Source organism: Fluviicola sp. (assembly GCF_030151805.1).
In the GTDB taxonomy this organism is placed as follows: domain Bacteria; phylum Bacteroidota; class Bacteroidia; order Flavobacteriales_D; family Crocinitomicaceae; genus Fluviicola.
Map to the genome: position 1 here is coordinate 1 of NZ_JASLCN010000103.1, position 23,666 is coordinate 23,666.

The window sequence follows — 23,666 nt, forward strand, 5'->3', positions numbered from 1 at the left end:
GAAACAATCTGGTTGGATGATCCGAATAAAACCAGGCTCAAATCCAAAGCCATGAACAATAGAAGCACCAAAATGATCTTTGTCGGTGAATACTTATCTGCCAGTTTCGCCCCCAGGAAGTTTCCTACTACCATTCCGAATCCTGCCAAAATGAGAATCGTAGAAACACTTTCTGATGCGAACCCTGAAATATCTGTCAATAAAGGTGCAATGTAGCTGATCCAGCAGAACAAACCTCCGAAACCAATTGCCGTAATCAGAATGATATACCAGGCAGTCGCATTTTGGAAGAAACTCAACTGACTTTTAATACTTTCCTTTTTACCTGATTCCAGAACCGGCATCCAAAAGATCAGCGCCACAAACGTAATCAACCCGATCATCGCAACCAGCGCGAACGAATACCTCCACGAAAAATGCTGCCCGATATAGGTTCCGATCGGCACACCGATGAGATTTGCCAACGTCAGTCCTGCAAACATGATGGAAATGGCCTGTGCTTCTTTTCCTTTCGTTGCCAGCCTGCTCGCTACCACTGCTCCTACTCCGAAAAATGCTCCATGAGGTAAGCCGGATAAGAGCCTGGAAACAAACAACAATTCGTAATTCGGTGCGATGATTGACAAGGCATTAAACACTGTCAGCATCGCGGCTAAAAGCAACAAAATGTTCTTTGGCGGATAATTCCGGGTCATCAATACCAGGGTCGGAGCTCCGATAACAACTCCCAATGCATAGGCCGAAATCAAATACCCGGCTGTTGGAATTGAAACGGATAAATCCGAAGCAATATCGGGAAGCAATCCCATCATCACAAATTCAGTAATTCCTATTGTGAGTCCCCCGAACGAGAGCGCTATCAGTGACTTTTTCATATTTTCTTCTTAATCGGTTACAAAATTACTTGTCAACTCGCGAATAAACTTGTAATTTTAAATGTTAAAGTTGCAATTATCCGACATGAAGAAATTAAATCAATTTGAGACGCTGGTCATTCATGAATTTGAGGAACAAACCTTTCACCTTCCGAAGCACAGCCATACTTACTACGAATTGATCTACATTCTTTCCGGAACGGGAGTTCATCATCTGAACAACAACCTGATTCCGTATAAGGCAGACGATCTGTTTGTCATTTCTCCGGACGATCAGCATTGTTTTGACATCATTGAATCCACACGCTTCGTATTCATCAAATTCACCGATAATTATTTCAGTTCGAAGAAGAATTTAAGTTCCGACGACCTGATTATTCATCATCCGGAAGATATGATGCGTTACAATATTCTGAAGGAAATGCCGCTGGAACTCGATGAACCCTGCAGAACGATTCTCCGCAATACGGTTCAAAACATTTCGGCTTATAATTGCCGGCTCGATGTGGCAAGTTCCCCGATTGTTTACTATCAGATTCTTTCCATTTTCGGATTGATCAAAGAAGCGCTTCGTGCCAAACAGCTCGATCATGTGGTGATGGCCTGCAACCCGGAATTGATTGCTTCCTACATTCATCAGAACATTTATTCACCCGGCGATATGCGTATCAAAGTCATTGCCGGGCATTTCAACATTGCTCCCTCCTATTTCAGCGCTTATTTCAAAACACATTTCAACATGAGTTACCGGGATTACATTCACAACCTGCGGCTCAAACTGATTGAAAAACGCATTTCGAACAAACAGCTTTCCATGAAACAAATCGCATACGAGTTCGATTTCTCAGACGAAAGTCATCTTTCCAATTATTTCAAAAAGAAACGGAACATGAGTCCGAAATCCTTTCAAAACTGATTGTTCCATGAAACACCTTCTAAAACTATTCACTTTAAGCGGACTATTCCTTTTCCCCGGTTTCTCGTTTGCTCAAAAACGCAACCAGGAAATGCGGGAGTTGAACCAGATCGTGGAAATGATGAATGCTTTCAGTTTCTGTAACCAGCAATGGTATTTCGATGCCGTTCAACTCCAGAGAGCTTTAAACGCAAGTACCGAAAAAATCCAGAAAAGTTATTTTTATTGCAGCAAGACTCAGCGCAACGGTTTTAGCTATTACTCTGGCATTGAAGATGCATTTCATTTTCAGGAGATTACTCCGAACGCTCAAAAACAGGTTCCATCCTATCAAACGGAATACATTCCCTGGCTGCGTTCCAAAGAACAAGTCCGGTCTTTGCTCTCAAAACAACGGATCAATCCGGAAGTAAGTCCTTTTTTATGGGATTACCTCACCGCTGCAGACAGTTTATTTGCCACGCATACGGATTTGAACACTTATGTTTCCGACCAGTTGTTTCTTTCCGATCCCTTGTTCGGGAAAGCAGAATTTATCCTGGAAAAACACCAGCAATGGTTCAAAGTCTGTCATGAAAATTCCATGAAACTCGACAGTGTTTTGCAGCAATACGTTCAAAAGAAGCTTCCGCCTTTGAAGACGCATCTTGCTTTGCAAAACGGGTTGCAGGAACTCACTCTGAGCATGAATCTTCTGGCAGATTGGGAAAGGTTGCTGTATGCAGACGATCAATCCAAAAATACCGAATACGATTCCAGACTTCGTGCTCTGAACGCAGCAGGTTTGAAGAAGGATTCGCTTTACCTGTTCAAAACGCGCGGTTATGGAAACTTAAGCAGCGGATTCTGGCTTCACACGCGTTACAGAACATTTTACACTTCCATGCAAAGCACCATTTATTGGTTCGCTTCATCCAAACACCAACCGGAAAAACCTTTCTTGAAGGCAAGCCAGAAAGCATACAACGATTTTCTCCGAAGCTACAACTCGATCGTAGAAGATTACAACGATTATATTGCTATTGCAGACGGGTTGACGTTTACCCGAACTTCCGAATGCTGTCTTTCAAAATCAGAAATTGATACCAATCAAAATGTGCTGTTGATGAAACCCCGCCTGCTCTACAAATTTGAACTTACTCCGAAAACACTTCCGAAGGTTATAACAGAAACCCCGGAAATACTCAGTCCGGATGAAGCTTTGATCCATCGCGCTCTGCCCCATCATTTGGTCTATCTTCTGGACGCTTCTTCTTCCATGAACGAATCGGAAAAACTGGCTCATCTAAAAGAAAATGCTTCGTATTTAGTAGGAATTCAACGCAGCGTTGATCAAATTTCGATTGTTACTTTCTCCGGAAAATCGGAAACGGTTCTTCAGGCTGTTCCCTGCGACCAGAAAGAACAGATTACGGAAAAGATCAAACGTATTCATGCTCTCGGACAAACCAATATCCAGGAAGGTTTCAAAACGGTCAAAAACATCCTGGAGAGCAATAAACTCTTGAATGGAATCAACACCGTCCTGATCTTGACAGACGGTGAATTTCCTTTAACGGAACAAGTCCGGTCGACCATCAAAGAACTGAGAATCAATAAAATTGGTATTTGCTTTGTTTACCTGGGAAAGAAACTCGGTAAAAAGAACAGCAAACTATTCGAAAAACAATATACCGACCTTGGGGTGATCTTTTATGACATCAACCAGCTGGATTTGAAAGAAGCATTATTAAAAATTGCAACAGAGTAACTAACATTTTCAGATTTTCTTCGTTAAATTAGTGCGTTAACACTCCTACAAACACCAAAACTGAAATGCGACTGTCTCACTTGAAATTCTTTTTAGTCAGTTTATTCGTATCAACCGCTTATACACAAAACTTTGATTATTCCGTTCAGTATACCAAACGAACCGGTATGTTATCGAACCTGGCATATTACGGAATCTTTGATCAAAACGGTTTTTTATGGGTTTGTCAAAGCCAGGGTTTATCGCGTTTCAACGGAACTGATTTCACACATTTTACAGTACAGGACGGCTTGCCGGATAACGATATTATCTATGTTACGGAAGATACAAAAGGAACAATCTGGGCTCAGCCATTTCAACGTGAAGCTGCCTTTCTGAAACGGAATACTCCCCGCTTTCAAAATGTAAACACGATCATTCATCCGGATACAGTAAAAAAAGATCAGACATACCGCATATTTGTATTAAAGAATGATAAGGTGGCTTTAGTAACTGAACAAGGAGTTATCCGGATCATTCAAAACGATAAATGGACTACTTCATATTATACAAACAACATTGCACATTTACACAAACTTCATTTATCTGAAACGGCCGACAACAAACTTGTTTTACTTTGTTCCGGCAGGAAATTCATCATCGATCAGAGGAATAAAACAATCCGGAGTCAGTTACTTTTCCAGTATGCCCGTTTGGTTTTCGACCGGGACTGGATTTGCTTCCAGGGTGTTGTAAACGGACCTTTACTGCTTTGCAAAAACATCCAAACAGGAGAATCTTTTCCTGTAAAAGATATTCATGCTGTTCATCGTTTCGGAATTTTCAAATCCGGAGTAGTTATCAACCAACAAGGAAGCGACTTGTCTTTTTTTGATTTCAAAACGAAAAAAACAAGCCCTATGGATAGCAAGGCCATTCTTGCTCACGCTCTTGAAAACAAATCGGGAACAGTCCGTGTACTGATTACCGGAGACAACGGAATTCACATTCAAAGCAAGGAAACTTTTTCGGGCAAACATTTCATGGAACACGCCCCTGCCTTTTTTTATTTAAACAACCACCAGGTATTCATCAGCGATGCTGTCGGTAATTTACTGAATTTACCGGGCGGAGCCAAACGGAATATTTCAAACAATGTTTACAAGTCGACCACTTTTGCAGAGAGAATCGGTGATTCGGATGTGGTATACGGGTCGATTTCTCCTTCTCCCAATACCAGTAAGCTATTTGGTAAAATCTCAACGATGGGAGCAGTGAAAGATGTTTACATTTTAAATGATTCTATCCGATATATCGGCACATTTAAAACTGCATGCATTTTTAATACAAAAAGCCGAAAAATCAGAAGTATTTACCCAGGCAGAACAACATCCATCAGCGCCGGACCGAACGGATCTATTTTCATTGGAACAATCCAGGGATTGAAAGAGGTTACAGCAACCGGAAAACTCATCGATTGGAGCGAAACAGGAAGATTCAAATCTATCCGAATCACCGATCTGTGTTACCGGAAAAACGTACTCTGGGTAGCAACTGCCGGTGACGGATTGAGCGCTATTTACAATGGAAAGTCCAGAAAAATCTTAAGTGCTGAAAACGGAACCTCCCGAGATCACATAGAATGCGTAGAAGAATCTGATAATAAACAACTGTACATCGGATATGTAGACGGAGCCGAAAAACTGATCTATGAATTTAAGCAGGGAAAACTAACTCTCCGTAATCTTGTAACACTCGGCATTTTCAAAGACGAAGGAATCCGCAAGTTCCTGTTTTACAACAAGCTTATGTATGGTTTGGGATACAACAGTTTATTTCAATTTGATACCCGGAAACATACTCCTGTCCGGAAATTTCAACTGCAGCTCACCCGTCTGTCTATTAATAAACTGGCGCAGAAAATTCAGCCGAAAACCTATCTGAAACCCGGGAAATACAATCTTCAAATCGAATTATCAACACAGAATTATCAACGTTTACCTGTCCGCTATCGTTATCGTGTAAATAGAGAAAGCTGGACTTATACGTCCAATGGAAATATTTCACTGGATCAATTGGGTTCCGGAGAATACCAAATCATGATACAGGTGCTGAGCAATTACAATCTTCCTTCGGATTCCCGTATAATCACTGTTTCTATTGATTATCCTTTCTACTCCCGGAAAGAATTTCTATTGGGATTGCTGATTTCGCTGCTTATCACGGTTTATCTTTCCGTGCGTTACTTTTTGAAGCGCCGCTACCAGAAGATCAACGACAAAATATTGCAGCAAAGCAAACTCAGAGAGCTTGAACTGATTGCTTTGAAAGCTCAGATAAATCCACATTTCGTGTTTAACTGTCTGAATTCCATTAAGGGGTTGATTTACCGGCAACGCATGGTAGAAGCGGATCTCTACATTGATCGTTTTGCACAACTTTTCCGGAATACCCTGGAAGCTTCCTATGAACATGATTACCCGCTTTCTTCCGAAATAAGTTACCTCCGGGCATACCTCGAGATCGAGCAAATGAGTATGAATTACAAGTTTGATTTTGAGTTTATTATTGATCCGCAGCTTGATATCAATCAAACATTGATTCCGGCCATGCTGCTACAACCGTATGTTGAAAATTCTGTAAAACACGGTGTATCTGTTTTGAGAGATCAAAAAGGGCTGATCACCATTTCTTTTGAAAAAAGAGGAAACTACCTCATTTGCACTGTTCGCGACAATGGTCCGGGAAGAAAAGCTCAACATCCGAAACCGGCTGGACAGCACACAGGTAAAGGAATTTCAATCACGGAAAAAAGAGCCAAACTTTATGAAATTGAAACAGAGTTCACCGAGCACGCTACCGGAGGAACATCAGTCATTCTAAAACTCACAATTACTAAACACTATGATTAACGCACTTATTATTGACGACCAGGAAATTAACTGCATTTTACTTCAGGGATTATTGGAGAATTTTTTTCCCAATAATATCAAACCGCATGCAACATCGAATGCCCCGGAAGCGCTTGAGCTCATTTCACAAATCAAACCGGATCTGCTTTTCCTGGACATTACCATGCCCGAAATGAACGGTTTCGAATTACTTCATCAAATCAGGAAAAAACACCAGACGGAAGTTATTTTTGTTACTGCTTACGGCGAATTTGCGCTAAATGCATTTGAACATCAGGCTCTTGGATATATTACCAAACCGGTTGTCGCTGAAAAATTCGTACAAACCGTGACCCGCGCGATTGAATGGATCAACCAGAAAAAGGAAGTCGCACTGCTGGAAACTCTTAAACAGACACCCAATCCGAATGACAAAAAAATTACGCTTACCAGTCAAAAAGGATTAACTTTTGTAGAACCCGCAAACATTCTTTACTGTGAAAGCAGTGGAAATTACACGACATTTTTTCTTACAAACCGGGAACAGATTGTTGTGAGCAAGCAAATCGGTAGTTTTGAGAAAAAACTCATTACACATTCCATTATCCGGGTGCACGATCGCTACCTGGTAAATCTGCAGCACGTAACAACTTACCTGCGTGGAAACGGCGGTTCCCTGGTTTTAAATTCGGGGAAAGAAATTCCGGTTTCGGTTAGAAGAAAGACGGAACTTCTGACTTTTTTTGAGACAAAATGAGCTGCAATTTGTGCTAGGTCATCTGTACCAGTTGCGCCACTGTTCGCGATTCCGGATGATAAAACAAAAAGTAACTCACTCCGATGAGACGCAGCTCGTACATTTGAACAAATGCAATTATTCTGAATCAAAATCTTCTATTCAAAGCAAAAAACGATTCTTTATTTACATTCCGTTTTTCATGGCCCACTTGAGCAAAGTATTCTTCTCTTTGGGTAATCCCAGTTTTTCAATGATGTTCGTCCGGTGTCCTTCAATCGTTTTTTCCGACAAGAACAGCAATTCCGCAATCTGCTTACTGGTTTTTTGCTGCGCAATCAGCTCCACAATTTTCCGCTCTGAAAACGTCAATTTGTCCAATTCGCTGGTTCCCGTTTCCCGAACGCTGATCAGGTCTTTCAACAGGGAATCACTCACATATTGATTTCCTTTTTCAACTTCTTCAAGGCATTTTTTCAATTCGTCCTGCGCATGCTCTTTCAAAATATAACCATACGCTCCGAATTCACGGGCTTTATTATAAATCATGAGCTCTTTGTGCATCGTCAAAAGAATCACTTTGGTTCTCAACTTCAGCTCTTTTACCTTTTTGGTCACATCCAAACCATCCATCGCCGGCATGTTAATATCCAGGATAGCCACGTGAGGTAAACGCAATTGAATCATATTCAAAGCCGAGATTCCGTTGGCACAGGTTCCGACCACATGATGGCCATAGGATTCAACAAAGGCTTGTGTTCCCTGAAGTGTCAAAGGATGATCGTCTGCAATAATTATATCCATGTGTTTCTTTTTAATTCAACTGTAACAACTGTTCCGTTTGTGTCGGAATGAATTCTGGCCGTGCCGCCAATTGCTTTGCTTCGCTCAATAATGTTGTGCAAACCAAAAGCATCTTTTCGTTGAAGTGTTTCTTCAACCGGAAAACCTTTCCCGTTATCTTTGATCTGAATGAATGTTCGTTGAGGTTCTTCAAAAATAATGATCTTCGCCGCAACGGCTTCCGCATACTTGATGGTATTGGAAAGTGCTTCCTGAACAATCCGGTAAACCTGCAATTCATCCGAAACGGACAGAGAAGAATGATAATCAATATCTGAAGTAACCATCAACTGATTAATTGCCTGTGCACGTTCTACCAATTGCTCCACGCTTGCCGAAAGTCCGACCTTTTCAAACATCACCGGATGTAAATTACGGCTAATACTGCGAATATCATTGATGATCCTATCAATCTTATCCCCGGTCAGCTTCGGATTATCTGCCATGGTGTGTTTCAGATTCAGCAATTCATGACTCACACTATCGTGCAGATCACTGGCAATACGCTTGCGCTCTTCTTCAGTTTTCTCCAATAGCTTCTTCGTATATTGCTGGTTCCGCTTATTTTCCAACCGGTTCTTTTTCTGCCTTTGGTTCGACAACACACTGATCACAATCAACAATACCGCCATCAAGAGTGAGATCAGCAGAGCAATGGTTGCTTTTCCATCAGCAATGGTTTGTTTCTGATTGTTGATCTGCTGCTCTTTTCGTTCGGTTTCGTAAAGCTTATTCAGTTCCAGCGTCTTGGCAATCATTCGCTGATTTGTAATCTTGTTTTCGGCTTTTTTTTCTTTCTCGGAATAGATATATGCCTTTTGATAGTCTTTTTTCAACAAGGCATTTTCCTTCAATACTTTCAAAAAGGCAATTTGATTCTGGTAATCATCCTGTTCTTCTACTTCGCGTAATGCTTGCTCAATCACTTCCGGAGCACGGATTCCTTCGCCTGTCTTTACCTGGTAAGCAGCCAATGCAATCGTATAATCTGCCAGTGCGCTTACCGATTGCAGTTTGTCGACGAATAGTTTCATTTCTCCTAAAATCGCTTTCGCTTCCGCCAAACGGTCTTCGTGAAGCAGTACATCGACATAAAAGCTGGAAAGCCCCAATTCGAGGGATTCGTCCTGCATGTTACTTCTTCGGAAAAGATGATAGGTCGAATCAATTAATGCAAATTTCTTCGGACTCCCTATTTCATCGTACAACAAAATCTTGTTATGCAGGGAAGTCAGGATATTTCCCTGGTCTCCTACTTCCTGGTAAGCAGCCATTGCTTTGTCGAAGTAAATTTCAGATTCCTTATAGTTTTTGGTGTACAAATGAACCAACGCGATGTTATCGTATACGCCTCCTTTTCCTGTTTGACTTTTTGTTTTTTCAAACCAGCTCAGGGCTTTTACGTTATTCTGCAATGCTTTTTCGTGTTCTCCGATGGCAAAGTAGCAAAAAGCCATGTCTGCATATCCGTGAGCAACTTCCGTGCAGGTATTGTAATCGAACGGTTTGTGAACAACCAGCTTCCTGAAACTGTTAATCGCCTTTCGGTATTCGCTTTGATTGATCAGGTAATTTCCCAGGTAGGATTCCACAAAAAGCGTTTGATCCCATGGGAGCTTTGACATATACTGTTTCTTGAAAGAGCGGACAGAATCCAGAATGGCATCACTGAAAAAGGAATAATACATTTCCTGTTCCGCCATTTCACCCAATACGATGGCTGCATGTTTCAGATTTCCGGTTTTGATTTGTTTCGAATAATGCTCCAGGAAAGAAGGGTAAAAAGTACTGTCGTGAAAATGATCCCTATCCGAAAGCCAATCGCAAACAGAATCCGGTGATTTTCCGTTGCTTTTCTTGTAAACAAGTTCACCTGATGGCTTCCCGCACGCCAGAAATAAGCATGTAAATAGTAGTCCTGAAAACCAAATACGCGTCAAGTGATTTTTCATCAAGGGAAATCTTTGGTTAAAAATACCTGTTTGGAATGAATCCGGTGTTCTTTATTTCAAAAAACAGGGGTTATCCCTTGCAGTCCGGGATGGATAAAAGACAGACATTTGCCTTAAGTGGTTTTGTATTTTTAAAATTGTACATGGTTTTTATTCTTAACGAAAAAATATCAAAATATACCCTAAACTACTGTTTATAGCGTAAAGTGAAAACCTCCACAAACGTCAAGTTTATGGAGGTTTTTTAATTAGATTCTTCTATTGAGAGATTTCTGTTCCGGAAAACAACTTACAAATCTGTTCCTCCGCCAACCGAGCGATACAAATCCGTAATTGCATTCAGTTTTTCTTTTCGTACACTGATGATCTCCAATTCATTCTGCAAAGCGTTATTCTGAGCTGTAATTACTTCCAGGTAAGTCGCCATTCCGCTTTTGTATAAAAGAAGGACATCGATCACGGATTTCGATAACGATGCTGCTTTCTGCTCCAACAACTCCAAACGTTGGTCCGTATATTTCATCCGAACCAATGCATCCGACACTTCACTGACTGCAATCATCACCGACTGGCGGTATTCCACAGCCTTTTTATCCCGTTCAAGCAAGGCAACTTCATGATTCGTCTTCAATTCCTTTCTGCGGAAAATCGGCTGCGTAAGGTTTGCTCCCACATTTTTGATCAATGACCCGGGTAAATCGAACCACGAATTGAAGCGGTAGGAATTGGATCCGATGGAAGGTGTAATACTGATCGACGGAAGCATCGCGGCTTTTGCCAATCCGGCCTTCGAATTCGCAGCAACAATGGCATATTCAGCGGCTTTCACATCCGGTCTTCTGCTCAATAAATTGGCAGGAACTCCTTGCGCGAAAACCGTTTCAGGCATGGCAGATTCCAGGTTTCCGCTGCGTTCTACCCTGCCAGGGTATTCGCCACACAAAATACTCAAGGCATTTTCCTGGATTTCAATGTTCTGATTTGCCAATGGAATCAATAATTCTGCTGTTTTTTTCTGAGCTTCCATTTGTTCTACCGCCAGTGAATTCACCAACGACGACGCATACTGCATGTGAATCATTACCAATGTACTGTCACTCAACTCGACGTTTTTCTGTGCAATTTTCAGCTGTTCATCCAAAGAGATCAGGTTGTAATATGCCTGGGCAACTTGTACCACAATACGCGTTTTTAAAGCCGTCAAGTTCTCTTTTTGTCCCATGTAGCTTGCCAAAGCGCCTTCTTTTTGTTTTTTGGCTTTTCCCCAAATGTCTACTTCCCAGGATAATTTAACGGTCGCGTTGTAATCATCCAGGTAAGAAGTTCCCAGGAATTCCTTACTCAAGGATCCATTCAATGAGTTTTTCGACAACCAGGTTCGGTTTCCTCCGATGCTTAAATCCAATTCCGGTAATAAGCCCAGTTTGGATTGTTTGTACGAAAGCTCCAATTGCTGCATGTTCATCAGCGCAATACTGATCTCGTTGTTTTTATTCAGCGCTTTTTCAATCAATCCTAAAAGTACCGGGTCTTTGAAAAAGGATTTCCAGTCAAGCATGACTGTATCAGCTGTCAATTCATGCGGCTCCGTGCGGTAACTTTCAGGCATGTTCAGTTCTTTTTCATTCCGAACATACCGGTCTCCCACATTACAGGCAGAAATCAAACCAGCAAGTAATATCCAAAATTTAATCGTTCGATTCATTTTCTTCTCTATTATCCTTGTAATCTTTCGTTATACTTCTTTCCGGATACTTTTTCCTGCAAATACTGGAACAAAGCATACAATAACGGAATCACAAATACTCCCAAAACAACTCCGCTCAACATTCCCATGGCTGCTCCGGTACTGATAGATCGGTTTCCGGCCGCAGAACCTCCTTGCGCAAACATCAGCGGGATCATCCCCACAATGAAAGCCAGGGAAGTCATGATAATCGGTCGAAGTCGCGCTTTGGAACCTTCCAGTGCGGATTCCATAATGGTTGAGCCGGCTTTTCTTCTCTGTAAGGCAAATTCCACGATCAGAATGGCATTTTTGGCCAGCAAACCGATCAACATCACCAAACCGACCTGAACGTAAATATTGTTGTCCATTCCGATGGCTTTTGTTCCCAAAAATGCACCGATCATTCCGGTTGGAATGGAAAGCAGAACCGCCAGCGGCAATAAGTAACTTTCGTACTGTGCCGCCAACAGGAAGTACACAAACAATAAACTCAGCATCAAAATCAGCATGGTTTGATTTCCGGAAGATTTCTCTTCCAAACTCAACCCCGTCCATTCATAACTATAATCTCCGGGAAGTTTGTTCAAGACATTTTTCTCCAGGTCGTCCATGATCGCACCGTTACTTGTTCCCGGATTCGCCATCACGTTAATCGTCAATGAATTGTACAAGTTGTAACGTGTTACCGATTCCGGTCCGTAAACCTTGTGAAGAGTTACCAACGATTTCACCGGAATCATCTGTCCTTGGTCATTTCTGACAAACACTCCGTTAAATGCCTCCTGATCCGTTCTGAAAACGCCATCTGCCTTCACACTGACTCTGTAGAACTTCCCGAACCGGGTGAAATTCAATGACTGATCTCCCGCAAAATACGTTTGGATCGTTCCCAGCATCGCGCTCACGTCCACTCCCATCTGGCTGGCTTTGTCTTCATCCACTTCCAGTTCCAGCTGCGGATAATCTGTCCGGAACATTGTGAAAGCGTACTGAACTCCGGGACGCTGCATAATTTTTGCAATGAGGCTGTCGGCCTTTGCTTTCAAAACCGCCGGATCTCTTCCCATACGGTCCTGAAGGACAATTTCTGCTCCGTTACTCATCCCGTAACCGTCAACCGGCGGGAAACGGAATGCCATCGCGGTTCCTTCTTTGACGCTGTTCAGTTTTTCGGAAATCATTCCATGAATGACTTCTATGTCTTTGATTTTTCCGCGATTCTTTTGCTCTTTCAACTTAATAAACCCGGTTGTGTAAGCCGCACTGGCATTTCCTCCCAGGATATTGAAGCCGGTAATACTGGTATTGGTTTCGATTGCTTCGATTCCCTTCAACATGCTGTCAATTCTCTCGGAAGTTTCCGTTGTCCGCGCCAACGCTGTTCCCGGAGGCATTCCCAAACTGTAGACAATGAAATTATCATCTTCCATCGGCACAAAACTTTTCGGAGTACTTGTCATCAAATACATGGCAGCTCCGATGATTACCGCAATGATTCCGACCGCAAGCCATTTTTTCTTCGCCAAAAAGCTCACTCCTTTGATGTATCTTCCGGTCATTGAGTTGAAACCGGAATTGAACGCCACAAAGAACTTCTTGCTCAGGGTTTGTTTTTTATGTCCTGCAGCGCCTTCCGCATGCTTATTCTTTAACAACAAAGCACACAATGCCGGCGTCAAAGTCAAGGCATTTACTGCTGAAATGATAATCGCAATGGCTAAGGTATAGGCAAACTGCTTGTAAAACAATCCGGATGAACCGGTCATGAAACCGATTGGAATAAATACCGCAGCCATGACCAGTGTAATCGAGATGACTGCTCCGGTGATTTCCCCCATAGCGCTGTGTGTTGCTTCCCGTCCTGACATGTCTGAACCTTCCATTTTACTGTGCACGGCTTCCACCACTACAATCGCATCATCGACCACAATACCGATGGCGAGCACCAAAGCGAACAACGTCAATAAGTTGATGGTAAACCCAAAAATGAGCAGGAAGAAGAAGGTCGCAACGATGGCAACCGGAACCGCAATTGCCGGAATGATCGTTGAACGGAAATCCTGCAAAAACAGGAATACCACGATGAAAACCAGGATAAAGGCTTCAATCAGGGTTGATTTCACCTGTTTTGTACTTTCATCCAAACGGTCTTTCGTACTCATCAGGGAATTGTACTTAATTCCGGGAGGAAAGGCTTTCGCAGCTTTTTCCACTTCTTTTTTCACCCCGATTTCAATCGCATTGGCATTCGACCCGGAAGTCTGCATAATTGCCACCGTAACGGCATTGTGACTGTTTGCTTTCGTATTTCCGCTGTAGCTGATCGACCCGAATTCAATTCGCGCCACGTCTTTCAAACGCACCAATTGAGTTCCGTCGCGCTTCACGATGATGTTTTCGTATTGCTCCGGCAAATTCTTTTTCCCTTTGTAGCGAATCACATATTCCAAAGCAGCATCTGATTCTGCTCCCAGTTTTCCGGGCGCAGATTCCAGACTTTGTCTGGCAACTGCTGATGTAACATCTCCCGGAACCAGGTTATATACCGCCATTTTCTGCGGATTCAACCAGATACGCATGGAATAATCTTTCGAACCGAACACCATCGCCTGCCCTACTCCCGAAACCCGCTTAATCTGCGGAATCAGGTTTATATTCACGTAGTTTTGCAGGAACAATTCGTCGTATTTCTCATTGTCTTCCGCATATACGTTGAAGATCATGATCATACTGTTCTGCTGCTTGGAGGTTGTCAAACCCATGTTGACCACTTCCTGCGGCAAGATCGGTGTAGCTTGCTGTACCCTGTTTTGTACGTTTACCGCTGCCTGATCCGGGTTTACTCCCTGTTTAAAAACGATCCGGACCGTAAATGTTCCGTCGTTACTGGCTGTGGAGGTAATGTATTCCATGTTCTCCACCCCGTTGATCTGTTCTTCGAGCGGGGTGACAACCGAGCGCAAAACCGATTCACTGTTTCCTCCGGGATAACTTCCGCTCACCTGAACTGTAGGCGGCGCAATGTCCGGAAAACGTGTAATCGGAAGGCGCAACAATCCGATAATACCAAGGATGAATAGTAGAATGGATATTACTGTGGCCAATACCGGCCTATCTATGATTCTTTTTATCATAATGCTTTAATTCTTTGAAAACAATCCGTACTCTGACGCAAGCTTATTTCTTATGATTTGCGGATTTGAGGAACAACCGGCATTCCGTCAAAAAGCACATCGATGCGGTTAAGTGCAACCTTTTCACCCGCTTTCAATCCGCTTTCAACGATGTAATTATTTCCGGAAGTTCCTTTGATCTCAATCGGTTTCATCTGCACGGAATTGTTGCTTCCCAATACATATACAAAGTATTTGTCCTGGATGTCTTTCACGCAGGCCATCGGAAGCGTCAATACGTTTTTCATTTCTTTTTTCAGGACAATTTTTCCGGAACCTCCTGAACGCAGAATTTTGTCCGGGTTTGAAAAAACCGCTTTCAGGGAAATACTTCCCGTAGAACGATCGATGTTTCCGCTGGCAATTTCCAGTTTTCCTTTCTGTTCATAGAACGTACCGTCTGCCATAATCAATTCCACCGTATTCATTCCCGCATCCGTTTTACGATCTTTGGTGAACGAAATAAAGTCTGCTTCGCTCAGTGAAAAGTAAACAAACACTTCGTCGATCTCCGAAAGGGTTGTCAACGGAACCATGTCTGCAGGCGTAACCAAATTTCCTACGCGGTTCGGAATTCTACCGATGTAACCGCTCACAGGAGCTTTGATCAAGGCAAAATCCGCATTGATCTGGGAAGAACCTAAAGCAGAACGAGCCTGGGCAACCTGTGCTTTGGCAGCAGCGTAATTCGCTTCGGCAGTTTTCAGCTGAACTTCTGAAACGACTTTCCCTGCAACTAAAGGTTTGATTTTTTCCAACTCAATCCGTGCATTTTCTTCTGCAGACAACGCTGCGTTTAACATCGCTTCGCTGGTTCTCACCTGCGCGTTGTAAACATCCCCTTTGATTTTAAAAAGGGTTTGTCCTTTTTGAACGTAATCTCCCTCTTTCACATAAATATTGTCCAAATATCCCGTGATTTGAGCTTTGATGTCTACGTTTACTTTTCCTTCGATTGATCCCGGATATTTTGATTCAACCTGGGCTGAAACCGGTTTTAGGATTTCAAAATCCACTTGCACAGGAGCGCTCGGCGGTATTCCCTGTGTTTCCTCTCCACATGATTGTAAAATAATGAGAGTCGCTGTAAGCAATAGTAAACTTAAAAGGTGTCTTGGTGTAACAAATCTCTCTAACATTGTAAATTTATTTATCGTGATACAAAAGAACGAATAATGTCTATGCCTTAAAAGTAAAAGTGACTGAAACGTACTTTTTCACTCCTGAAATGACGTCCCTTCACGCATCTGGGTTTTCAAGAATATCGTAATTGAAATCCTATGTTAACCCCAAGTAAATTTTTGGCTTTTGGTTTAAAACGTTCTTTTGGCTACCGGTTTTTAATGATGCGGCAAAAGTATGGGCAGAAGAACATAAACTATTTACGTTGAAGTAGCGGCAATTTGTTTTTAGAGCAAGATCCTTTAAAAATCCAACCAATTCTTTAAGAGTCCTGCTTTTTCTCTGCTGACGATGATCTCCGTTTCCGGGTTGTTTTTGATGTCGATCTTCAGTTTCCCGTTGAAATGATTGTGAACTTGCTGTATGGCATCAATGTGAATGATAAACTGCCGGTTTGCCCTGAAAAACAATTTGGAATCCAACTGTTGTTCCAGTTCTTCCAGCGTGTGAGGTACCACTTCTTCCGAACCAGTGTAAAGCTTGACCCGCGTAATCTTAAATTCGGAATAGAAATACGCTACATCGCTTACCAGGAGGGTTTTGTATCCGTCTTTGTAGGGAAGTAAAAACCGCGTGCGAAATGTTTTCGGCTGAAGAAAATTCAGCAACCCTTCCAACGAAGGTGTTCCCTGTGTATTTTGCGACATCAGTTTTTCAAAAGCTGCCTGCAATTCTTTCGGATCAACGGGTTTCAGTAAATAATCAATGCTGTTGTATTTGAAAGCTCTGACTGCGTATTCGTCGTAAGCCGTCGTGAAAATGACCGGAGATTTGATTTCCACCTTTTCAAAGATTTCAAAGCTCAATCCGTCAGACAGGCGCACATCCATCATCACCACATCCGGATGTTCGTTTTCCCGGAACCATTCGATGCATTCCCCCACACATTCCAAAACCGCCAGGATATTCAACTGTGGAAAAGCAGTGTGAATGAGGCGTTTCAAACGATCTGCATTCGGTTTTTCATCTTCAATAATCAATACATTCTGAATCATCGTTTTAATAATGGAATAATTACTTTAAACAAACCCGGTTCCCTTACAATTTGCGGTTCTTTCTCCGACAACAGGTTGTAGCGTCTGATGATATTTTTCATCCCGATTTCGGAAGAATCGTGTGTTTTTTCGATGGGCATCAATACATTTTCCACGATCAGTTCGAATTGATCATTGGTGTAAATCCGAACGATCAATGGTTTCTTTTTACTGGTTTGATTGTGTTTCAATGCATTTTCAACCAACATCTGCAAAGTAAGTGGCGGCATGTATAAATGTCTGTACTCCGGGTTCACGGCAATTTCAAAAAGCACTCCCGAACCCAGGCGATTCTGAATCAGGAACATGTACGAATCCAGGAACATCAATTCATCTTCCAGTGAAATCAGGTCCTTTTTGGAATTCACGAGCATGTAGCGGTAAATCCGTGAGAAGTTTTCGGCATAATTGTATCCCAATTGCTGGTCTTCGAGAATCAGTTCGGAAAGTACACTCAGGTTGTTGAACACAAAATGCGGGTCGATCTGCAGTTTCAGTGATTGCAATTCGGCTTCTACAGCAAGCTGATTCAGTTCTGCCATTCGGATTGTTTCGTTTTTCCAGTTCGAAATCAAATGATTCCCGATATTGAATCCCATGATCATCAGTGAAATAATAACGCTGACCGTTACCCACTGCATAAATCCCCGGCGTTCTTCCAGCGACGGAATGTAGTTTTTGGTTTCCGAATTGATGGAACAAAACCAATAATTCACCAGCCAGTTAATGAGCAATACGGCCAGCAAATTCAACGCAGTCTCAATTGCAAGACGGAATACCGGGCTTTCTTTCCAGGAAAAAAACTTGTTCAGCAGATTGTCTACCCGGATACTTGATTCTGAAATAACCAAACAAACCAAAAAGGTCACAAACAGGTCTTCCAGTATCTCCGGAAATTTCCGGTTAAAAAAGACGCTCCAGTATTCTGAGAACGGATCCAGGATATAATACACCAGGTACATCAGCAAAAATGCCGAAACCGTAAACAAAATTCGTTTCCGGTTGTTACTCAAAAAACCACCTTTTCTGCTCTCTGTCATACTTGAGATACAAATTACGCTGATTTTAACGAATCAGACCGCAATTTGCACCTCAAATGTCATTTTCGGCTTCTGAACATACCAAATGGAATTCCGAAGCTTTCCCTTCTTTACATCAAAACCAGCATTCCGACACTCATTCCGATCATCAACCCATCTTCGATAATGGTTACGGTGCTCATCGGCAAGTTGAAGACAGCTCCCAAACAAGCACATTGAATGCGTTTTTTATTCAAAACGGATTGTAAAACCCCGATAATACTGACGCTCATCACCACCAAAGTCACCAGGTTCGTCACAAAAGGATTAAAATTCATCAGGTATGAAATTCCCAGCCCCAGCTCAACGAATGCATACAGATAGCCCCACGCAGGAACCTGTTTCGCCACAACATCATACATGGCATAGCTTTCTGAAAAAGCTTTCAGATTCAGGAATTTGAAAAAGGAGAAAATCAGGAAGAAAGCTGCCATAAAATGCTGCATCCACTGCATCCAGTTGAAAACCGGGTTTGTCGTCTGCACCAAAACCGTTACCAATAAAATGTAACCTGAGATTAACAGGATCGGCTTGTAGGTTGCGAACCAGGAACGCGTCTGCTCCATCATTTCACTGTGATTCACTGCTGAAATCTGGTATCTTTCACTCAGATTTTTTTGAAACTCAGACAATGGAATGTGCTTCTCCATCGTGATTGTTGCCGTCTTGTTTTCTTTAGAAACTTCCACGTTGCTTACATTTTCGACCATCAATAATGCAGATTTCACTTTTGCTTCACAGCTTCCGCAGGTCATTCCCGTTACGTGATACGTATGTGTCATAATGAGTTGTTTTTCGTTTATGTCACAAAGGTAGAGCGGCCAACAGCGGTTCGCGTTGTAGAATATTGGGGAGATCTTGTAAGATTTACAGCTCTTCGATGTTTCGTCTGCGGTTTTCCTTCAAAGACTTGTAAAACGATGGTGAAAGCCCGGTTTGTTTCTTGAATTGATTCGAGAGATAAGCCACACTGCTATATCCTAACTGATCTGCGATTTGCGAAAGTGAGAGTTCGTCATACATCAGAAGTTCCTTTGCTTTTTCGATTCGCTGGGAAATGACGTATTTTTCGATCGTGGTTCCTTCCACTTCTGAAAAGAGATTACTCAAATAGGTGTAATCGTAATTCAACTTCTGAGCGATAAAATCCGAAATATTGATTTTCGGTGCTTCTTCGCTGTGATGAATCAGTGTGACAACCGTGTTTTTGATTTGCTCTATGAGTTTGCTTTTCCGGTCATCAATAATTTCAAATCCGAGTTTTAAAAGCGAGTCGTTTAGTTTCTCCAAAGCTTCTTCGGTAGGCTCTTCCTGGATTTCCACTTCTCCCAATTCTACGGAAACCGGTGAAATACCAACTTTTTCGAATTCATTTCGAACAACCATTTTGCAACGGCTGCAAACCATATTTCTGATATAGAACTTCAATGCGAATCTGCTTTTATAACTGGTATAAAGATATGGAATGATTTGCGTACAAAGCCATATTCCTGGCTTTGCACTCCTGCTACTTTAAGTTTTTAGCGCGAAGCGGCAAAGGACGCAAAGAACTTAGTTTTTCCGGAAACTGCAAAAAACAAATTCCTGGACAGTATTAAAAGGCGTTTGGTGTGTTGTTTCCAAACATTTAATCTTTTCAAAGGATGCATCAAACAATTCACTCATTGATTCCTCCGTGTATTGCCTGATTTCAATGCCGCTGCATTTGGTGGGGCCGTTTTCAGAAAAAGTTCCGATCACAACTGTTCCTCCTTTTCTGATTGAATGATTTAATCCCTGAAGGTAATTTTCAATGTCCTTTTTTTGCGTCAGGAAATGAAATGCGGCGCGGTCATGCCAGAAATCAACAGGTTCGTCCAGTTCCAGGACAGAAGCATCTGCTGCAATCCATTTCACAGCTTCGGCTTTTTCTCCCAATCGTTTCTTTGCGCGCTCCAATGCATTTTCAGAGATATCAACGACGGTCAAATCCGTGAATCCTTCGTCCAACAAATGATCCACCAGAAAACTGTCTCCTCCTCCAATGTCAACAATTTTGGCATGCTTGCTGAGTTTCGCTTCTTTCAGAAAATTCAGGGAAGTTTCCGGAACCGGCTGATACCAGCTCACCTCACTCAATTCCTTTGTCGTGTATACTTGTTCCCAATGCGCTTTCCTATCCCACATATCTCTCGTTTCTTTGCACAAAATTACTTCATTTTCCATACATATCGGTGATTGCAGGTTTGGGAATCGAAGCCTGAAAAGGGTTTTATCCCAAATTTTAACCGGGAAAATCAAGATACTCACACAGTTTTTCGCTGCTTTCACCCCTTTTTACGTTTGCGGAAAGTTTTACATGCGTATTTTTGTGCCCTCGAAGGAGTTTTACTCTTTCCGGATTACAACTTAATCCAATGTTATTGCGTGGTAAGCAACGAAAAAGCCATCATCTCTAATCAGATGATGGCTTTTTTCGGTTTAATTATTTCAGCTGTATTAAGCTGCTTTTTTCTTTTTCTTCTTGTCATTCATTCGGACAACCACCTTTTCACGATCCTTCACGCCCCAATATTGCTGGAAATCGAGGTTCACTTTGATCACTTTGACTTTGCAATTTTTATTATTCTTTGCCAGATCTTCCCAAATTTTCACGTGATCTTTATTCAGTTTTCCGGTCCAGACAGCCCAGTAGATCAACACATAGAAATCAGCCTTTTCCACTTCTCCCAGGGCTTTTCCTTTCAAATCGCGGAACTTTGCCCATTCACCTTTCAAGTCTGTGCTATCAGGTTTATTGTAGCTGTTTGCAGGATTCAAATCGGGAATAAACTGAAACAATCCGGCATTGCAGGAAGTATCCGTTTGTCTGTATTCGATATATTTTCTGTTGCGGTCATAAATCGCAGCATTCGGAATTCCATAAGCAGAAAAATCCGCAGCAACTTTTTGATCAGCCGTGGTCACAATGTTGGTAGTATCCAAATGGTATTTTAATGCCCCTTTTTTAATCGTTTGTTCGTTTTCAACGCCGGGATTCTTAATCCCGTACATTTTCATCATAATCGTTTTACAGCTTTGCAATAACAAAAAAGAGAACATTAACAGCAATAGCGGTTTCATTTTAGAGTTTTTCATCAATTGGTTTTTAGTGTAATATAATGTCAAAACTTAAAGGTTGCCTGACAAAAAAAATCGTTGTAGTTTTTTATCTGTATGAAACCCGGAACAAACTTTAACAAGTAGTTATTTGCTCGTTTCCCCTTGTATATCAAAGATTTTTAATTCAATAGATCAAACTGGATTTTTTCATTCAGGTCAAAGCTCAAGTCGTGATAAAAATAATGATCTCAGCCCGATTTCCCCCCGGCTGATGTGGGGTTTAGTATCATCGGTCAGAAACAACGGGCGATCGGCAAAAAAAATTAGCCGAAGAAATCAGCACCTTCACACAATTTTCGACCGGGTTCAGCCTTTTTTGTAACGTTGAAAAATTCTTCGGTTGTATTTTAGCGGTCTTGAAAGGATTTGTAGCGTTTAAAAGGAATTCTTTTCATAGTACAACTTAACCAAACGCATTCTTGCGTTGGTTTATGGTCAAAAAGCCATTGTCCCCTTCCGGATGATGGCTTTTTCCTTTTGACTTGTCCCAAAATTGAAGTGATTTTAGTTAGATTATGACTTGTCCGGGAGCTTAGTGATGGCTTTTCGGTAGAGTTGACATTCATACCTTTGCGATCTTTCACTCTTTGCGGTTAAAATAAGGCTGGATTTAATAAGTTACCTGCGTTAAGTACATCATTCCTCAAACTTTAAACCGATCTAAAACAACCATTTAAACCCTTCTAAACTCGGGCAAAATACAATTAACCAATATTTAACACCGAAATACTTGCCGTTCATCAAACTCTGGATTAGTTTTGCGCTATGAAAAGTTTGCTTATCGGATTTTTTCAATTACTGTGCTTTCTCCATGTTTTTGGATCAAGCCAGCTAAATGCTTACCCGAACTCAGAAGCAAATTCCTCCTCTTTTATTCGTTTTCATCACATTGAGCACTCTCATTTTGTTGTAAAACAGCACAAATCAAGTTCATCAATCGATTCAAACTCTTCGATTCCCGATGAGGAAACGGAATTGATCATTGAAAACATTGAAGAAGAAACGGAAGACTTTTCATCTCAAAAACACCTGGAAAGCAACCAGTACTTTCTGGGTCTTCTCTACGACCAGTCGCTCGACTATTTGTATGAGGATTTCAAGAACAATCTCGTGTTCTGTGATAACATGTCTTTTCTTGTTTCCAACAGAAAGCATGTCGTATTTCAAGTTTTCAGAATATAGAAAACCAACACAGACAGCCCCCGTTGTCTGAAAATCCCCCTTTCTTGCCGAAGATTTAGTTTGAAATCTAGTCTCTTTCATCTATCTTGGGAAGAATAACAAGTTAAGTATTTGAAACTTAGCTCACATTTTCACAAAAAAACAACTTGTTAAAAAGTAAACTATTATGAAGAGAGTTCTCATTCTCATGGGCCTGTGCACTGCATTATTACACACAAGCTGCCAATCCAAAAAAGAAGAAAAAGAAGTTAAAACCAAGCTATTGGTGACAAGCCCTTTGCAAAAAGACACAACGATCATCAAAGATTATGTTTGTCAGATCCGCGCCATTCAACACATCGAGATCCGCGCCCTGGAAAAAGGATATCTGCAAAAAATCTTTGTCGATGAAGGACAATATGTAAAGCAAGGTCAGCCGATGTTTCAAATCATGCCGATGATGTATCAGGCAGAAATGCAAAAAGCAGAAGCGGAAGCAAACTACGCTAAAATCGAATACCTGAATGCCAAAATGCTTGCAGACAGCAATGTCATCTCCAAAAACCAGTTAGCACTGGAAAAAGCAAAATACGATAAAGCAAAAGCAGAATTATCCCTGGCAAAAGTTCATTTAGGATTTACAGAGATCAAAGCTCCTTTTAGCGGAATCATGGACCGTTTCCAGGTACGATTGGGAAGTTTGCTGGATGAAGGCGATTTGCTGACAACACTTTCTGACAACGGTAAATTATGGGTATACTTCAACGTTCCTGAAGCGGAATACCTGAACTTCAAAACCGTTGACCAAAAAGACAACATGAAAAACGTCCGTTTGTTAATGGCAAACAACGAATACTACAAATATCCGGGAGTAGTTGAAACCATCGAAGCCGACTTCAACAACGAAACGGGAAACATCGCATTCCGTGCTACTTTCCCAAATAAAGAAGGGCTTTTAAGACACGGTGAAACAGGAAGTATTCAAATGGTTGTACCACTTAAAAAAGCAGTCATTATTCCTCAAAAGGCCACTTACGAAGTACTTGAGAAAAAATACGTTTACATCGTTGATAAAGACAATGTGGTTCACTCAAGAGAAATTGTCATCCGCTCTGAAATGCCCGATTTATACGTCATCAAAAGCGGCGTGAAACCCGGTGAGCGTATCCTTCTGGAAGGAATCCGAAAAGTACGTGACGGAGACAAAATCACTTACAATTACGAG

General features: G+C 41.7%; 18 protein-coding genes. 6 read left to right on the forward strand and 12 right to left on the reverse strand.

Annotated elements, in window-relative coordinates:
• Nucleotides 1-875 (reverse strand): MFS transporter (locus tag Q1V93_RS03940; protein WP_300661739.1); only part of this gene is annotated, 875 nt, incomplete at its 3' end.
• An 85-nt stretch (nucleotides 876-960) separates the two neighbouring features.
• On the opposite strand from Q1V93_RS03940, the gene Q1V93_RS03945 reads away from it, so the two are divergent.
• From Q1V93_RS03945 to Q1V93_RS03960, 4 genes are all read left to right on the forward strand, one after another.
• Nucleotides 961-1,791, forward strand: coding sequence for an AraC family transcriptional regulator (locus Q1V93_RS03945; RefSeq protein ID WP_300661742.1), 831 nt, complete (start codon nucleotides 961-963; stop codon nucleotides 1,789-1,791).
• Nucleotides 1,792-1,798: 7 nt separating this feature from the next.
• On the forward strand, nucleotides 1,799-3,541 hold the full coding sequence (locus Q1V93_RS03950; RefSeq protein WP_300661745.1) for a VWA domain-containing protein: 1,743 nt from the start codon (nucleotides 1,799-1,801) through the stop codon (nucleotides 3,539-3,541).
• 65 nt (nucleotides 3,542-3,606) lie between these two features.
• Nucleotides 3,607-6,432 (forward strand): histidine kinase, encoded by a 2,826-nt coding sequence (locus tag Q1V93_RS03955; protein WP_300661748.1) that lies wholly within the window; start codon nucleotides 3,607-3,609, stop codon nucleotides 6,430-6,432.
• Entirely contained in the window at nucleotides 6,425-7,168 is a 744-nt protein-coding gene (locus tag Q1V93_RS03960) for a LytTR family DNA-binding domain-containing protein (protein WP_300661751.1), read from the forward strand. The genes Q1V93_RS03955 and Q1V93_RS03960 overlap by 8 nt, the downstream gene beginning before the upstream one ends.
• 165 nt (nucleotides 7,169-7,333) lie before the next feature.
• On the opposite strand, the gene Q1V93_RS03965 is transcribed toward Q1V93_RS03960, so the two are convergent.
• The 11 genes from Q1V93_RS03965 to Q1V93_RS04015 all read right to left on the reverse strand — a co-directional run bounded on the left by Q1V93_RS03965 (nucleotide 7,334) and on the right by Q1V93_RS04015 (nucleotide 21,241).
• Entirely contained in the window at nucleotides 7,334-7,951 is a 618-nt protein-coding gene (locus tag Q1V93_RS03965; RefSeq protein WP_124746055.1) for a response regulator transcription factor, read from the reverse strand.
• Nucleotides 7,942-9,942 carry an ATP-binding protein gene (locus Q1V93_RS03970; RefSeq protein WP_300661757.1) on the reverse strand — a complete coding sequence of 667 codons (2,001 nt, stop codon included), beginning with the start codon at nucleotides 9,940-9,942 and terminating at the stop codon, nucleotides 7,942-7,944. Before Q1V93_RS03970 ends, Q1V93_RS03965 begins: the two co-directional genes overlap by 10 nt.
• A gap of 289 nt (nucleotides 9,943-10,231) precedes the next feature.
• Nucleotides 10,232-11,647: an efflux transporter outer membrane subunit gene (locus Q1V93_RS03975; protein ID WP_300661760.1), complete on the reverse strand. Its 1,416-nt coding sequence runs from the start codon at nucleotides 11,645-11,647 to the stop codon at nucleotides 10,232-10,234.
• Between the two features lie 11 nt (nucleotides 11,648-11,658).
• Complete coding sequence (locus tag Q1V93_RS03980; protein ID WP_300661763.1) at nucleotides 11,659-14,805, reverse strand: efflux RND transporter permease subunit; 3,147 nt, start codon at nucleotides 14,803-14,805, stop codon at nucleotides 11,659-11,661.
• A 50-nt stretch (nucleotides 14,806-14,855) separates the two neighbouring features.
• On the reverse strand, nucleotides 14,856-15,983 hold the full coding sequence (locus tag Q1V93_RS03985; protein WP_300661766.1) for an efflux RND transporter periplasmic adaptor subunit: 1,128 nt from the start codon (nucleotides 15,981-15,983) through the stop codon (nucleotides 14,856-14,858).
• 285 nt (nucleotides 15,984-16,268) lie between these two features.
• Entirely contained in the window at nucleotides 16,269-17,021 is a 753-nt protein-coding gene (locus Q1V93_RS03990; RefSeq protein WP_300661769.1) for a LytTR family DNA-binding domain-containing protein, read from the reverse strand.
• Nucleotides 17,018-18,100, reverse strand: a complete 1,083-nt coding sequence (locus tag Q1V93_RS03995) for a histidine kinase (RefSeq protein WP_300661771.1) — start codon at nucleotides 18,098-18,100, stop codon at nucleotides 17,018-17,020. Before Q1V93_RS03995 ends, Q1V93_RS03990 begins: the two co-directional genes overlap by 4 nt.
• A 110-nt stretch (nucleotides 18,101-18,210) precedes the next feature.
• A complete protein-coding gene (locus tag Q1V93_RS04000; protein ID WP_300661774.1) occupies nucleotides 18,211-18,921 on the reverse strand; it encodes a cation transporter in 711 nt (236 codons plus the stop codon).
• Between the two features lie 85 nt (nucleotides 18,922-19,006).
• A complete protein-coding gene (locus Q1V93_RS04005) occupies nucleotides 19,007-19,525 on the reverse strand; it encodes an AraC family transcriptional regulator (RefSeq protein WP_300661777.1) in 519 nt (172 codons plus the stop codon).
• A 165-nt stretch (nucleotides 19,526-19,690) separates the two neighbouring features.
• The gene (locus Q1V93_RS04010; protein ID WP_300661780.1) at nucleotides 19,691-20,344 is read right to left on the reverse strand and encodes a class I SAM-dependent methyltransferase; all 654 of its coding nucleotides are present in this window, start codon (nucleotides 20,342-20,344) and stop codon (nucleotides 19,691-19,693) included.
• A 273-nt stretch (nucleotides 20,345-20,617) separates the two neighbouring features.
• Complete coding sequence (locus tag Q1V93_RS04015; protein WP_300661783.1) at nucleotides 20,618-21,241, reverse strand: hypothetical protein; 624 nt, start codon at nucleotides 21,239-21,241, stop codon at nucleotides 20,618-20,620.
• A gap of 804 nt (nucleotides 21,242-22,045) precedes the next feature.
• Between Q1V93_RS04015 and Q1V93_RS04020 the strand changes: the two genes are divergently transcribed.
• Together Q1V93_RS04020 and Q1V93_RS04025 are read left to right on the forward strand one after the other, a co-directional pair.
• Nucleotides 22,046-22,462: a hypothetical protein gene (locus tag Q1V93_RS04020; RefSeq protein WP_300661786.1), complete on the forward strand. Its 417-nt coding sequence runs from the start codon at nucleotides 22,046-22,048 to the stop codon at nucleotides 22,460-22,462.
• Nucleotides 22,463-22,628: 166 nt separating this feature from the next.
• Nucleotides 22,629-23,666: efflux RND transporter periplasmic adaptor subunit (locus Q1V93_RS04025; RefSeq protein WP_300661789.1), on the forward strand; the 1,038-nt coding region annotated here is incomplete at its 3' end.